Source organism: Nocardiopsis potens DSM 45234 (assembly GCF_000341105.1).
GTDB classification, from domain to species: Bacteria; Actinomycetota; Actinomycetes; order Streptosporangiales; family Streptosporangiaceae; genus Nocardiopsis_A; species Nocardiopsis_A potens.
The window spans coordinates 18,495-31,930 of the sequence record NZ_ANBB01000072.1 but is presented as its reverse complement, the minus strand read 5'-3'; the positions used below and the strand labels follow the sequence as shown (position 1 = coordinate 31,930).

The 13,436-nt window shown below is 75.5% G+C and carries 9 protein-coding genes and 1 pseudogene; 5 read left to right on the top strand and 5 right to left on the bottom strand.

Features of this window, described 5'->3' with window-relative positions; genetic code table 11:
- Positions 1-33 precede the first annotated feature (33 nt).
- The 5 genes and pseudogenes from D459_RS0127350 (at position 34) to D459_RS33940 (ending at position 7,019) form a co-directional block, all read left to right on the top strand.
- Positions 34-2,430 carry an ATP-binding cassette domain-containing protein gene (locus D459_RS0127350; RefSeq protein WP_017596183.1) on the top strand — a complete coding sequence of 799 codons (2,397 nt, stop codon included), beginning with the start codon at positions 34-36 and terminating at the stop codon, positions 2,428-2,430.
- 64 nt (positions 2,431-2,494) lie between these two features.
- Positions 2,495-3,064 (top strand): annotated as a pseudogene (locus tag D459_RS37600) (toll/interleukin-1 receptor domain-containing protein); the annotation flags it as partial.
- A 265-nt stretch (positions 3,065-3,329) separates the two neighbouring features.
- Positions 3,330-3,653, top strand: a complete 324-nt coding sequence (locus tag D459_RS37185) for a hypothetical protein (protein WP_017596181.1) — start codon at positions 3,330-3,332, stop codon at positions 3,651-3,653.
- On the top strand, positions 3,650-5,875 hold the full coding sequence (locus D459_RS0127335) for a hypothetical protein (RefSeq protein WP_017596180.1): 2,226 nt from the start codon (positions 3,650-3,652) through the stop codon (positions 5,873-5,875). Before D459_RS37185 ends, D459_RS0127335 begins: the two co-directional genes overlap by 4 nt.
- 7 nt (positions 5,876-5,882) lie before the next feature.
- Entirely contained in the window at positions 5,883-7,019 is a 1,137-nt protein-coding gene (locus tag D459_RS33940; RefSeq protein WP_017596179.1) for a hypothetical protein, read from the top strand.
- 1,507 nt (positions 7,020-8,526) lie between these two features.
- On the opposite strand, the gene D459_RS0127325 is transcribed toward D459_RS33940, so the two are convergent.
- The 5 genes from D459_RS0127325 to D459_RS0127305 form a co-directional block, all read right to left on the bottom strand.
- Positions 8,527-9,846 carry a helix-turn-helix domain-containing protein gene (locus D459_RS0127325; RefSeq protein ID WP_241485138.1) on the bottom strand — a complete coding sequence of 440 codons (1,320 nt, stop codon included), beginning with the start codon at positions 9,844-9,846 and terminating at the stop codon, positions 8,527-8,529.
- A gap of 224 nt (positions 9,847-10,070) precedes the next feature.
- Complete coding sequence (locus tag D459_RS0127320; RefSeq protein ID WP_017596177.1) at positions 10,071-10,778, bottom strand: glutamine amidotransferase; 708 nt, start codon at positions 10,776-10,778, stop codon at positions 10,071-10,073.
- 173 nt (positions 10,779-10,951) lie between these two features.
- Positions 10,952-11,815 carry an alpha/beta fold hydrolase gene (locus D459_RS33035; RefSeq protein WP_241485137.1) on the bottom strand — a complete coding sequence of 288 codons (864 nt, stop codon included), beginning with the start codon at positions 11,813-11,815 and terminating at the stop codon, positions 10,952-10,954.
- A 43-nt stretch (positions 11,816-11,858) separates the two neighbouring features.
- Positions 11,859-12,434: a hypothetical protein gene (locus D459_RS0127310; protein ID WP_017596175.1), complete on the bottom strand. Its 576-nt coding sequence runs from the start codon at positions 12,432-12,434 to the stop codon at positions 11,859-11,861.
- Between the two features lie 240 nt (positions 12,435-12,674).
- Positions 12,675-13,388 (bottom strand): TetR/AcrR family transcriptional regulator, encoded by a 714-nt coding sequence (locus tag D459_RS0127305; RefSeq protein ID WP_017596174.1) that lies wholly within the window; start codon positions 13,386-13,388, stop codon positions 12,675-12,677.
- Positions 13,389-13,436: the final 48 nt, after the last annotated feature.

Sequence of the window (13,436 nt, the reverse complement as noted above, 5' to 3'; positions counted from 1 at the left end):
GCGGCCCGCCCCACGGATGGAGAGACGGAGAACATGGCCGACAGGACCGACGGGCAGGCGCCCGCGCCGCACGTCGCCGACAGCCACGACATGATCCGCGTGCACGGCGCGCGGGAGAACAACCTCAAGGACATCGGGATCGAGCTCCCGAAGCGCCGGCTGACGGTGTTCACCGGCGTGTCCGGTTCGGGGAAGACCTCGCTGGTGTTCAACACGATCGCCGCCGAGTCCCAGCGGCTGATCAACGAGACCTACAGCGCCTTCGTGCAGGGCTTCATGCCGTCGATGGCGCGGCCCGAGGTCGACGTCCTGGACGGGCTGACCACCGCGATCATCGTGGACCAGCAGCGGATGGGCGCCGACCCCCGGTCCACGGTCGGAACCGCCACCGACGTCAACGCGATGCTGCGGATCCTGTTCAGCCGGCTCGGCGACCCGCACATCGGCCCGCCGCACGCGTTCTCCTTCAACACCGCCTCGGTCCGGGCGAGCGGCGCGATCACCGTCGAGCGCGGCGCCAAGAAGGCGGTCAAGCAGACCTTCAGCCGCACCGGCGGCATGTGCACCGAGTGCGAGGGCCGGGGCGCCGTCACCGACTTCGACCTCACCCGGCTCTACGACGACTCCAAGTCGATCAGCGGGGGCGCGTTCACCATCCCCGGCTGGAAGTCGGACAGCTGGTGGACGGTGCGTACCTACGCCGCGTCGGGCCTCCTCGACCCGGACAAGCCGATCCGCGACTTCACCGAGCAGGAGATGCGCGACTTCCTCCACCACGAGCCGATCAAGGTGAAGGTGGAGGGCTCCACCCTCACCTACGAGGGGCTGATCCCCAGGCTCCGGAAGTCGTTCCTGTCCAAGGACCGGGAGGCGATGCAGCCGCACATCCGGGCCTTCGTGGACCAGGCTGTGACCTTCACCGACTGCCCGGCGTGCGAGGGGACCCGGCTCAGCGAGGCGGCCCGGTCCTCCAAGATCGCGGGGAAGAGCATCGCGGACGCGTGCGCGATGCAGATCAGCGACCTGGCCGAGTGGGTCCGGGGCCTGGACGAGCCCTCCGTGGCGCCGCTCCTGGCCAACCTGCAGCGGACCCTCGACTCGTTCACCGAGATCGGGCTGGGCTACCTCTCGCTCGACCGGTCGGCGGGCACGCTCTCCGGCGGGGAGGCGCAGCGCACCAAGATGATCCGCCACCTCGGTTCCTCGCTCACCGACGCCACCTACGTCTTCGACGAGCCCACCACCGGCCTGCACCCGCACGACATCCAGCGGATGAACGACCTGCTGCTGCGGCTGCGGGACAAGGGCAACACGGTGCTCGTGGTGGAGCACGAGCCGGAGACGATCGCCATCGCCGACCACGTGGTCGACCTCGGCCCCGGCGCCGGGACGGAGGGCGGCACCGTCTGCTACGAGGGCACCGTCGAGGGGCTGCGGGCCTCCGGCACCGTCACCGGCCGCCACCTCGACGACCGGACCGCCGTCAAGGAGAAGGTGCGCACGCCCACCGGGGCCCTGGAGATCCGCGGCGCGAACGCGCACAACCTGCGCGACGTCGACGTGGACCTCCCGCTGGGGGTGCTCACCGTCGTCACCGGGGTGGCCGGCTCCGGCAAGAGCTCGCTGGTGCACGAGTCGCTGCGCCGCACGGCGGGGGGCGGTACGGACGTCGTCTCGATCGACCAGAGCCCGATCCGCGGCTCGCGGCGGAGCAACCCGGCGACCTACACCGGGCTGCTCGACCCGGTCCGCAAGGCGTTCGCGAAGGCCAACGGGGTGAAGCCGGCGCTGTTCAGCGCCAACTCCGAGGGCGCCTGCCCGGTCTGCAACGGCGTCGGCGTGGTCTACACCGACCTGGCGGTGATGGTGAGCGCCGCCAGCACCTGCGAGGAGTGCGAGGGCAGGCGCTACCAGGCGTCGGTGCTCGAACACCGGCTCGGCGGCCGCGACATCAGCGAGGTGCTGGCGATGTCGGTGGCCGAGGCGGAGGAGTTCTTCGGCTCCGGCGAGGCGCGCACCCCGGCGGCGCACGCCGTCCTCACCCGCCTGTCCGACGTCGGGCTCGGCTACCTCCGCCTCGGCCAGCCGCTCACCACGCTCTCCGGCGGCGAGCGGCAGCGGCTCAAGCTGGCCGTGCACATGGCCGAGGAGGGCGGCGTCTATGTCCTCGACGAGCCCACCACCGGCCTGCACCTGGCCGACGTCGAGCAGCTCCTCGCCCTGCTCGACCGGCTCGTCGACTCCGGCAAGTCGGTCATCGTCATCGAGCACCACCAGGCGGTCATGGCGCACGCAGACTGGATCATCGACCTCGGCCCCGGCGCCGGCCACGACGGCGGCCGGGTGGTCTTCGAGGGCACCCCCGCCGCCCTCGCCGCGGACCGCACCACCCTCACCGGGCGGCATCTCGCGGCCTACCTCGGCGGCTGACCGCCGCCCGCTGCCGCCCGCCTGCCGTCCGCCTTCCGTTGATCTCGGGCTCATCGACCGGTCGATGAGCCCGAGATCAACGGTGTTTCCGGAGGGTTTCCCGTTTCCTGTCGCGGAGGGATCGGGAAAATCCTCCGTTTTCACTGCCTCCTCCTGCCGTCCGAGGAAGAATTCAATCGGGCCGGTCCGAACGGCCTCACCGTTCCTCCGGAACCACCCCTCTTCCCCCCCCCGAGACGACAGACGAGGAGAAAACGGTTTGAACAGCGTTTTCGTCAATTATCGCTCCAGTGATGAGGAGGCGAGCGCGACACTGATCGAACGCGAGCTCTCCGCCCGATTCGGGCCGGACGAGATCTTCCGCGCCGGCAAGTCGATCCGCCCGGGAGAGGACTTCGAGCGGGCCCTGCTGCGCGCCGTACACCGCTGCGACCTGCTCCTCGCGATCATCGGCCCGCGCTGGCTGGACGCCCCCGGCAGGGAGGGCGGCAGGGCGCTGGACGACCCGGACGACTGGACGCGCCGGGAGATCGCCGAGGCCTTCGCCTACGGGATCACCGTGGTCCCGGTGCTCGTCGGCAGCGCCGGGCGGCTGCCCGCGGGGTCGCTCCCCGAGGACATCTCCGCCCTGGAGCGCTGCCAGTACCGCAGGCTCGACCACCGCAATGCCGAAGCCGGCATCGAGCGGCTCGTGGAGACCGTCGCCGAGCTGGTGCCCGGCCTGGCGCGCCGGGCGCCCGCCGGGGAGGAGAGGGCGGACGGCGCCGGGGCGCGGAACACGGTCGGCGGGCGGGCGCACGCCGTCAGCCAGGCGCACACCGTCAACGAGCACCGGCAGGGCGGCATCGGCCAGGCGACCGCCGACGGGGGGGACGGTCATCGGCAGCGCCCACGGCCCGGTGCACACCGGAACCGGCGATCAGGTCAACGGCACCCGGATCGGCACCCAGGTGCAGGGCGACCAGATCGGTACCCGGGTTCAAGGGGACCGGATCGGTACTCAGATCCAGGGCGACCAGGTCGGCACCCGGATCGACGGAGACCAGGTGCACGGGCCCAAGATCGGCACTCAGATCCAGGGCGACCAGGTGAACGGGCCGCAGGCCAACGGTCCGCAGTTCAACGGTGACGGGGTGAACTACGTGGCCGGCGACAACAAGGACGGCGGCCGGCTCAGCGTGGACGTGCACGGCCGGAAGGGCGCCCGGGAGCAGGGCGAATGAGCGCGGTCGAGGAGTTCGCGGAGGCCGGACCCGCCGCCGCGGACCCGGAGCCCCCCGCCCCGCCCGCCCCGCCTTCCCCGGCCCCGGAACCGCCTCCGGCCTCGCCGCCGCCCCCGGCGACCGAGGTCGGCACCTCCACCGGGCCCGCGCACCACGGCAGCGGCACCCAGGTGAACACCTTCTACTCCCCGCTCATCGCCTCCCCGCTGGTCTCGTCCCCGCTCGTCGCGGACAGCGCCTTCCACCTGGACGGCAGCGGACGGCTGACCCGCCGCTCGCCCCGCCTGATCACCGACGACCAGGCGGCGGCCCTCTCCCGGCAGTTCGTCGCCGGCCCCGGCTACCAGGAGGCGAAGCGGCTGCTGGGCTCCGCCGGGCGCACCGCGATCCTCTACGCCGAGGCCGGGTGCGGGCGGCGCAGCACCGCGCTCATGCTGCTCGACGCGATGGGCGACGGGCACGGCCGGCTGCGCGAACTCCCCGAGGGCGACCCCGGGGAAGCGGACGCCCCGCCGGTCCTGAACGAGCGGGACCTGCAGCCGGGCGACCGGGTCCTGGTCGACCTGACCGGGGACGACCGCGGACTGTTCGGCGAGGTCAGAGCGGGCCTGGAGAGCTACCGGCACGCGGTCCAGGAGCACGGCGCCTACCTCGCCCTGGTCATCCGGCCGGAGGAGAAGAACGCGCTGGGGCAGGAGTTCGCCCGCTTCCTGGTCGACCTCGGGCGGCCCGACGGGGCGCTGGTCCTCCAGCGCCACCTGAAATCGCGCGGCGTCGACTACTCCGAGCAGGAGGCGCGGGCCGGCGGAGCCCTGGAATGGGCCGCCTCGGCCGGGATGGGCGAGATCGCCGAGCTGGCCCGGCTGGTGCAGGAGGTGGGGCGCGCGAAGCCCGGGGCCCCGCTCCGGGAGCGGATGCGCACCGCCCTGGAGGCGCTGGCCGACCGCGGAGAGGAGGCCGGAGAGCAGATCGCCGAACTCCCCGACACCTGGCAGAGGTCGGTCCTGCTGGCCGCGGCGATGCTCGACGGGTTCCGGGCGGAGGCGGTGGCCGACGCCGCGCGCGCCCTGTTCGCCCTGATGGACGCGCCGGAGCCGGAGCGGCCCCGGCTGGAGCGGACCGGTTTCCGCACCCTGCTGCGCCGGATGAAGGTGGCCGTCGGCGAGGACCACGCGGTCGCCTTCCAGCGGTTCGGACTGGCCGAGGCGGTCTGCGACCGGTTCTGGGACGAGTACCCCGACCTGGTCGGCGACTTCCGCACCTGGATCGACGGCCTGATCGCGGCCCCCGCGACCACCGGGAGCGAGCGCGACGCCCTCGCCCGGCGCTTCGTCCGCCAGTGCCTGCGCACCGACCGCACCGAAGAGCTGTTCGGCCGGGTCTGGGAGTGGGGCAGGCGCTCGGAGACCGCGCCGCAGGCCGCCTACGCCCTGACCGAGGCGCACGACCGCGGCGGCGCCATCGCCCGGCGGACGCGCCGCAGGATCTACCGCTGGGCCGGCTCCCCGGGGCTGCCCGCCCCGCTGGCCCAGGTGCTCATCGCGGTCTGCACCGGCACCGTCGCCGAGACCTGGCCGGAGGAGGCGGTGGTGCGCCTGCAGCGCCTGGCCCGCCACAACGACCTCGGGGTCCGGCGGGCCGCGGCGGACGGGCTGCTCGTCCTCGCCGACGGCCCGGAGCGCCTCCGCCACCTGACCCACCGGGTGCGCTGGGTGCTGGAGAACCGGTCCCGGCCGCGCCCGCGGGACCTGGCGGTGGCGGCGCTGCTCACCGATCCGGGCCGGCTGGAGGGGGCCGGCGCCGAGCGCCACCCGCTGCACGACCCGGAGGCCCGGGAGGACGCCGCCGTGATCGTCGGCGTGCTGATCCGGGAGGCCGGGGCGGCCGGGACAACCGGGGCGGCCGGGACGGCCGGGGCAGAGCCGCTCGCCCCCGCCGCCGACCCGGGCACCGCGGCCGAGCGCTGGCTCGACGCCTGCGCGGCGGAGTGGTCCCCGCCCGGACTGCCGATGCTCCTGGCGCGCGGTGCGCACCGGGCCGGGTCGGCGGGCCGGCTGTACGGGATCGCCCGGCGCCGGCTGCTGGCCGCCTCCGGCGAGGGGGGCGAGGCGCTGCGGAGCGCTGCAGGTGAGCTGGTCCGGGTGCTCGACGAGGTGCAGGGGTTGCTGCCGGCCGCGGGGCCGGCCGCGGAGCCGGCCACCGGAACCCGAACGGAGTGGTGAGTCGACGATGAACAAGAACAGAGCCCTCGCCGGCGCTCTCTGGGCGGTCGCGGCCGCGGTGGTGGCCGCGGCCGTCGTCCTCCTGCTGCCCTTGGACGGGGTGTGGACGCTGGCGCTGCTGCTGGTCCTGGCCTTGGCCCTGCTGGTGGCCCTGGTGCCGCTGCTGCTCGCGATCGGCCGGGGGAGCGCCGAGCCCGTCGTGGTCGAGGCGATGCCTCCGCCCCCGCCCCCGCCGCTCCGGGCGCACCAGATCTCCGGGATCCGGCTGGCGACCGCCAAGGAGGACTACCCCTGCCTGTTCTCCGCGCTGGTCCAGGTGTGCGACGTCACCGGCGGCGGCCCGCCGGACGAGGCGCGGATGGCCGCGGCCTGCGAGTCGGTGCTGAGCCGGGCGGAGGAGTTCACCTCCCGCCGGCGCCCGGAGGAGGTGGGCGTCGCGGTGTACGGGCTCGCCTCCGTGCTGGGGCGCCCGGTCCGGCTGGAGCAGGACCGCATGGAGGTGCGCGCCACGGCCGTGGAGATCGTCCTGGCGGAGGAGGACGCCCGGCGCCTGATGCGGATGGCCACCGTCCGCAAGGACAAGGAGGTGCGCGAGCACGAGTGGGGCGAGGCCCGGGACCGCCGCCGCTACTTCCAGGACGACGTGCTGGCCAGCCCGGCCAGCGCCGTGGTGTGGTGGCTCTTCGCCAACCAGGGCCGGGTGCAGGAGGCGGTCCGGCTGATCGGCCCGCTGACCCGGCTCTCCGACGCCGCGAACGGGAGGCTCGGCGCCGAACCGCGGCCGGACGCGCCGGAGGGCGCCGACCCGCTGCTGCAGAGCGGCAGCGCACTGGTCGACAAGGTCGGGACGGACCGGGGCCCGGAAGAGCAGGACGCCTTCACCGACCGCTTCGCCCGCCTGCTCCGCGAGCACGGCCAGGGCGGCCTGTCCGCCCTGCTACGGGAGAAGTACGAGTCGCCCGACCTCACCGGACACCCGACAGGCGGCACCATCCCGCAGCCCGGGGCCGCAGGGCCGCCTGAGGGCGGGGCCGCACCGCCGACCGGGGGCGCGGGGCCGCCCGCAGGCGGATCCGAGCCGCCGACCGCCCCCGGCGGCGGGACGTCCCCCGGCCTGAACGGCACCGCCCGCCCGGGCGGCTGAGACGGCCGGCCGAGACGGGCGGCGGCAGGACTTCGGGGCGGGGCGGCAGGACGGGCCTCCCCGCCCCGGGGCACAGCCCCAACCCCAGTCCCGCCCCTGGGCGATCCCGCCCCTTCCCCACCCCGCCTGGGCGCGGCGCCTCGCAGAGCGGAGGTTCAAGCGGGCAGCGACGGCGCCGGTAGGGGCAGGGCGAAGGTCCTCACCCGAGCGCGGCGCCTCGCGGGGCCGGGGCCCAAACGGGCAGCGACGGCGGGAGGGGGCGTGCCGGCTGGTCGGTCGGGTGCGGTGCCCCGCGGAGCGGAGGTCAAGACGGGCGACGACGGCAGCGGTAGGGGCAGGGCACAGGTGGTCGCCCGGGTGTCGGGCCCCACGGGGCGGGGGTTCAAGCGGGCGGCGACGGCGGCGGTGGGGACCGGCCGGTCGGTCGGGTGCGGCAGAGCAGGGTGAGGCCGGTCGGGGGGAGCCGGGGTGGCGGGTTCGCCGTCCGTGTCGCCCGGGCGCCGGGGCCGGCCGCTCCTGAAACCGCTGCACCTCTTTGACCTGGGTAAATACGCAGGGTGATGGCGGGGTGGGGCGCCCTGCGCACCGCGAGAGCACCCCGGTGATTCCCGGGCGCGCATCCTGGGCCGGATCGGCCCCGAGAGGCCCGGATCGCCCTGACCGGGCCGGTGATCGGGGGTTCGAGCCGCCCGCAAGGCCGCAAAGCAGGGGGCCGGAACCCGGGGAGGGCGGGCGTGGGGGCGAGATGTCGCTTTTGCCCTGCCGAGAGACCTCACCTTGACCACTCTGGGTAATCGGCGAAGGGGTAGTGGGGGCCTCAAAGCTTACTACTCGCTGGTAGATGTAATCGGGGTGCTGCAGAGGTGCGCAGGGCGCTCCCGCTCCCGCCCGATCCCCGCCGCGAACCCGACATAAGGAATAAGGCCCCCTGGCAGGCGCGGGCGGGCGGCCCGCCGCCCTCGCCGCCCGTCTGAACCTGCACCCCGCGAGGCACCGCACCCGACCGACCAGCCGGCACGCCCTCTTCCCGCCCTCGCCGCCAGCCTGAACCCCTGCCCCGTGAGACGCCGCGCCCGGGTGAGGCCTCCGCCCCGCCCCTTCCTCTGCCGTCGCCGCCCGTCTTGACCTTCGCTCCGTGGGGTGCCGCACCCGACCGACCGGCCGGTCCCCCTCCCGCCTTCGCTGCCTGTTTGGACCCCCGCCCCGTGGGGCGCCGCGCCCGGGTGAGGCCTGCGCCCCGCCCCTACCTCCGCCGTCGCTGCCGGTTTGAACCTTCGCTTCGCGAGGCGCCGCGCTCGGGTGATCGCCTCAGCCCTGTCCCTGTCCCTGTCGTCGCCGCTGGTTTGAGCCTTCACTTTGTGGGGCGCCGGGCCTGGCCGGGGTGTCTTCCGTTCCTCGCTCTTCCCCGGTGGTCTTGGTGTTGTTGCCGTCTCGCCCCGGGGCGAGACGGCAACAACACCAAGACCACCGCCCGGGGCCCGGGGTGGGCTTTTCGCGGCGGGGCGGGTCAGGTCGGGCGGTGCAGGACCTGGGCCAGGCGTGGGGCCAGGTTGCGGACGGCGGGGTCGCCGGGGCGCCGCTTCAGGGTGCGCACCAGCAGCCGCACGTCCTGGGCGATGGTCGCGGAGTCGACGGCCTCCACGTCGTCGATCAGCTCGTCGGCCAGCGCGCAGGCGCGGTCGGTGTCGCCCGCGCCGGCGTGGGACAGCGCCAGCCGCATCCCGAACCGGGCCCGGGCGCGGCCGGCGTCGCCGGGGAGGCCGGCGAGGACCCCGTCCAGCCGGGCCGCCGCGTCGGCCGGGCGGCCCAGGTCGTACAGGCACCAGCCGGTGACGGCGCCGAGCCGGTCGGGGACGCCCGACCCCAGCCGGGGCCGCTCGTCCTCCGCGCCGCCGGCCCGGCCGCCCGCCCCCGGTCGGGGCTGCTCGTCCTCCTCGTCGGCCCGCTCGCCCGATGCCGCGGCGCGTTCCAGGGAGCGGAAGCAGCCGACCTCGTCCCCGAGGAGGGCGTGTCCCTGGGCCTCCCGCTCGGCGGCGATGGCCCGGACCCGGTGCGACAGCGACCGGTCCGCCTGGGCCTGCCGGGCCAGGGCCACGGTGCCGGTGCCGTCGTGCGCGTACATCGCGATGCAGGCCCGCCGGACCAGCGCGTACCCGCGGAGCTCGGGGTCCCCGGCGGCATCGGCCAGCCGGACCGCGTGGCCGGTCCACCACAGGGCGGCGCGGTCGTCGCCGTTCTCCTGCGCCATCCACCCGCCGTACTCGGCGTTGCGCGAGGCCAGGAGCAGGGCGGCCCTCCGCGGCTCCGCCGCGGAGCGCTCGGCGAGGCGGGTGAGCGCCTGGGTCTGCGCGACCACGGTGGGCAGTACCGCGGACGGCCCGGTGCTCCGCCCCACCGCGCGGAGCTGGTCGAAGAGCAGGCGGAACGGGGCGAGGACGTCCGGGGAGCGCAGGGCCGGCCGCCGCGGCCGCCCGCCGGGGCCCAGCCCGAGGATGGAGGCCGTGCCCATGCCGAGGGCCTCCCTGGCGAAACCCTGCTGGGCCCCGGGCGACGCGGGGAAGACGCCGTCCGGGGCGGCCTCGGCTGCGGGCCGGGAGGCCCGCCCGCCCTGCACGAGCGCGGCCAGCCGCCCGCCGGCGCCGAGCGCGTTGTCGCAGGTCCGGGCGAATTCATGGGAGGCGGCCTTGTGGCCGTTCTCCACCTTGCTCAAGTGGCCCTTGCTGAAATGGACCTCCTTGGAGAGGTCGTTCAGCGTCCAGCCCTTTTCCAGCCGCAGTCGCCGCAGCTCGGCCCCGAAGGGCGTCATCGGCCCCGTAGTCGTCGCCATGCGGACATTCTCCGGACGGGGCCGGGCGAGTGCAACGGAATCCGTTTTCCCTTTTCGTGGCTTCTCTGGAAAATCAGGAAACCGGCGGTTCGGGAGTGAAATGAGAAAAAAGGCCGCCGTTCATCGGGATCGGGCGGCGGAAGGCGGGGGAGGGGGAGGGAGGAGGGAGGAGGGAAAAGGGAAGTGGGGGCGGGGCCGCCCCGAGGCGGCCCCGCCCCCACCGGTCACGCCCGGTGCGGCCGGAGGCCGTCGAGCCAGGAGTCGAAGACCCGGTGGGCGGCGGCGGCCAGGGCGGGGCCGTGGGCCTCGGCGTCGGCGCGGATCCGGGCCGGGTCCGCACCGGCGGCGGCGAGCTCGTGGGCGTGGCCGATGAGCCACTGCTCGATCCGGGTGTGGTCGGCCTCCAGGTGGAACTGGAGGCCCAGCACGTTCGGCCCCAGGGCGAACGCCTGGTCCGGGAAGCCGGGGGTGGCGGCCAGCCGGTCGGCCCCGGCGGGGGTCTCGAACCGGTCGCCGTGCCAGTGCAGCACCGGGGAGCCGGCCAGGTGCCTCAGCGGGGACGCCTCGCCCTCGGCGGTCAGGTCCAGCGGCGCGTAGCCGATCTCCTTGCGTCCGGTGGCCAGGACGGGGGCCCCGGCGGCGCGGGCGATCAGCTGAGCGCCCAGGCAGATGCCCAGGGTGGGGGCTCCGGCCGCGATCCGCCGGCCGATGATCGCGGCCTCCTCTTCGAGGAAGGGGTAGGCGCCGGTCTCGTAGACGCCGATGGGGCCGCCGAGGACGACGAGCAGGTCGGCGCCGAGCAGCTCCGCCTCGTCCAGCGGGTCGACGCCGACGTCGCGGTAGGCGATCCGGTGGCCGCGCCGCTCCAGCAGCGGACCGAGGATCCCCAGGTCCTCGAAGGCGAGGTGGCGCAGGGCGAGGGCGGTGGTCATGGGCGGGGTCCGCTTTCCATCGGGGCGGGGAGGGGCGCGGGGCCGGGACCGTCCGCCGCCGGCGCGGCGCCCTCCTCACCGGTATTGCACTAGTACTCGGTTCTGTCTGTACCGGTTCCTATTCGAGCACAGGGGGAGGGGAGCGGGCGCCGCCGCCGGGTGTGCGCCTGCTCTCAGCGCGGCCGCGCGCCCCCGCCGCCAGCCGCCCCCGGCGAAATGCGCAGGCGCCGCTCCAGGAAGTCGCCCACCGCCTCCGCGAACCGCTCCGGGGCGTCGGCGTAGAGCCAGTGGCCGCACCCGGGGAACGGGACGACCTCCACGTCCGGACGGGCCCGGGCCATCCGGGCGGCCTCGGCCTCGGACAGCATGAAGCTCTCCGTGCCGCGCAGCAGCAGCGCGGGCGCGCGGGAGGCCGCCCACGCCGCCATGTGGTCGCCGACCAGGGCCCGCTGCGATTCCATCATGTCGCCGTACTCGAAGAGCAGCCCCCAGCCGTCGTCGAACTCCGCGGCGCTCTCCATGAAGAACCACGACGGCACGCCCTGCGCCTCGATGGCGGCGGCCAGGGCCTCCCGGGAGGGGGCGCGGCGGGGCCACCCGGTGACGTCCAGGACCGGGTGCACCTCGGGCTCCCGGTTGGCGGTGCCGATGTCGACGACCGCCAGCGCCGCGCAGAGCCCGGGGAAGCGGGCGGCCAGCCGGTAGGCGACGATCCCGCCCATGGAGTGGCCGAGCACGGCCGCGGGGCCGGTGCCCAGCTCCTCCAGCAGCCGTGCGGCGTCGCGGACGTAGCGGTCGGGGGTCAGGGGGCCGTCCTTCCCGGAGTGCCCGTGGGCGCGCTGGTCGGGGGCGATGACCCGGAACCGCCCGGCCAGCGCCCGCGCCAGCGGCGCGAACGCCGACCCGCGGGAGAAGTGCCCGTGCAGCGCGAGCACGGCCGGCCCCTCGCCGCCGGAGTCGAGGTAGGCGACCCGGTGCCCGTCGATCACGGTGAACCGTGTGTCCGTCGGTGTGTCCATCGGTATCGGTGCGTCCATCGGTCCATCCTGGCCCACCGGACCCGCGGGCGGCGCCGGAGCGCTACCGCACCGGGGGTGCGGGCGGAGGGCGCCGCTCCAGCCAGTAGGCCGCCCCGGCGCTGGTGATCCGCTCGGCCTCGGGGGCGGTCCGCTCCTGCGGCCAGATCTGCAGCAGGTGGCGGCCGACCGGTTCCTCGGCGTCGACGTCGGCCTCGTGCGCGGCGTCGTAGTCCTCGATGTGGTACCGGACCCGGTACCAGCCGGGCCCCGCCGGAAGCGGGGGGAGCGGGTGCACGGCCTCGCCCGCCCACTCGATCAGGCTCGGCGGCCCGCCCGGCGCCCACACCGAGACCGATACGACGTCGCCGTACTCCGGGTCCGGGCCGGGGTCGCGGTCGGCCGACACGACCAGCATGTCGATGTCGCCGGTGTGCGGGCCGGCGGTCAGCCGCACCGCCGTGCCGACCGCCTCGGCCACTCCGGCGTCCTCCCGGGGGAGCGGCGGATCGGGGGGATCGAGCAGGTCACCGGGCCCGCCGAAGACCAGGTCGATGAGGTGGTAGTGGACGGACGCCCGGATCCGCGCGGTGGCGGGGCCGGGGGAGGAGCCGGGGCCGGAGCCGGCGGGATCGGTCATGGCGGCAGTCCTACCGCACCGGTGCGACGGCCCTGCGGCGGGCGCTCCGGGGCGGGCCCGGGGAGCGGCGCGGGTCCGCGCATCGGGCCCGGTGCCGCGGCCGCTCCCTCCCGGGTGCGGGGCGGGGGTCCCGGGGCGCCCGCGGCCTTCCGGGGCCCTGCGCCGCCGGCCCCTTCCGGGGCGGGGCCCCGGGCCCCGGGGCCCCGCCCCGGAAGGGGCCGCCCGGGCGGGCCCGCAGGGTCAGTCCGCCGGGGCGGCCAAGCGGTGGAGCCACTCCCGGAGCAGGGCGGTCTCCGGCGGGGTGAGCGGGGCCGTACCGCCGTCCAGTACCGCGTCCAGGGTGACGGCCGCCTCGGCGAGGCCCGGCGGGGACGCCGCGCGGCCGGACTCCCCGCCGGACGGAGCGGTGATCGCCGCGAGCACCGCCTCCCGGGTGCGGGGGGACAGCTCTTCGTCCTGCTCGGCGGAGGCGATCAGGGTGAGCACCGCACCGGTGTTGGCCGCCTGCACCATGCGGGCGGCGGCCGGTACCGGCAGGCGCAGCCGGCCCGCGCGGGCGACGCGTTCGAGCAGCGAGCAGAGCATCGCGTAGGCGTCGTCCGCGGCGGCCGGGCGGCGGCCGGGCCGGGGGGTGCCGTACATCAGCACGTACAGGGCGGGCCGGGCCAGGCCGAAGTCGACGTGCAGGTCCCAGCCGCGGCGCAGGTCGGCCACCGGGTCGTCGGTGGCGCCGAGCTCCTGCTTGTCGGCCAGGTAGCGCTCGAAGCCGTAGGCGGCCAGAGCGTCCAGCAGCCCCTGCTTGTCGCCGAACAGCCGGTACAGGGTCGGTGCCTGCACCCCGGCGGCCGCGGCGACGGCCCGGGTGGAGGCGGCCTCGGCGCCGCCCTCGGCGAGCAGTCCGGCGGCCGCCTCCAGGATGCGCCGGCGCGGGTCGGACGTCTTCTCGGAAGTCATGGAATCAATGCTATCGCTTCTGTGTTAGCGTCGATATTAACGCTGATG

Coding starts and splice junctions, on each gene's coding strand:
- D459_RS0127310 (WP_017596175.1), bottom strand. CDS start 12,434: ATGACCGATCCCGCCGGCTCCGGCCCCGGCTCCTCCCCCGGCCCCGCC.
- D459_RS0127350 (WP_017596183.1), top strand. CDS start 34: ATGGCCGACAGGACCGACGGGCAGGCGCCCGCGCCGCACGTCGCCGAC.
- D459_RS0127305 (WP_017596174.1), bottom strand. CDS start 13,388: ATGACTTCCGAGAAGACGTCCGACCCGCGCCGGCGCATCCTGGAGGCG.
- D459_RS33035 (WP_241485137.1), bottom strand. CDS start 11,815: ATGGACGCACCGATACCGATGGACACACCGACGGACACACGGTTCACC.
- D459_RS33940 (WP_017596179.1), top strand. CDS start 5,883: ATGAACAAGAACAGAGCCCTCGCCGGCGCTCTCTGGGCGGTCGCGGCC.
- D459_RS0127335 (WP_017596180.1), top strand. CDS start 3,650: ATGAGCGCGGTCGAGGAGTTCGCGGAGGCCGGACCCGCCGCCGCGGAC.
- D459_RS0127320 (WP_017596177.1), bottom strand. CDS start 10,778: ATGACCACCGCCCTCGCCCTGCGCCACCTCGCCTTCGAGGACCTGGGG.
- D459_RS0127325 (WP_241485138.1), bottom strand. CDS start 9,846: ATGGCGACGACTACGGGGCCGATGACGCCCTTCGGGGCCGAGCTGCGG.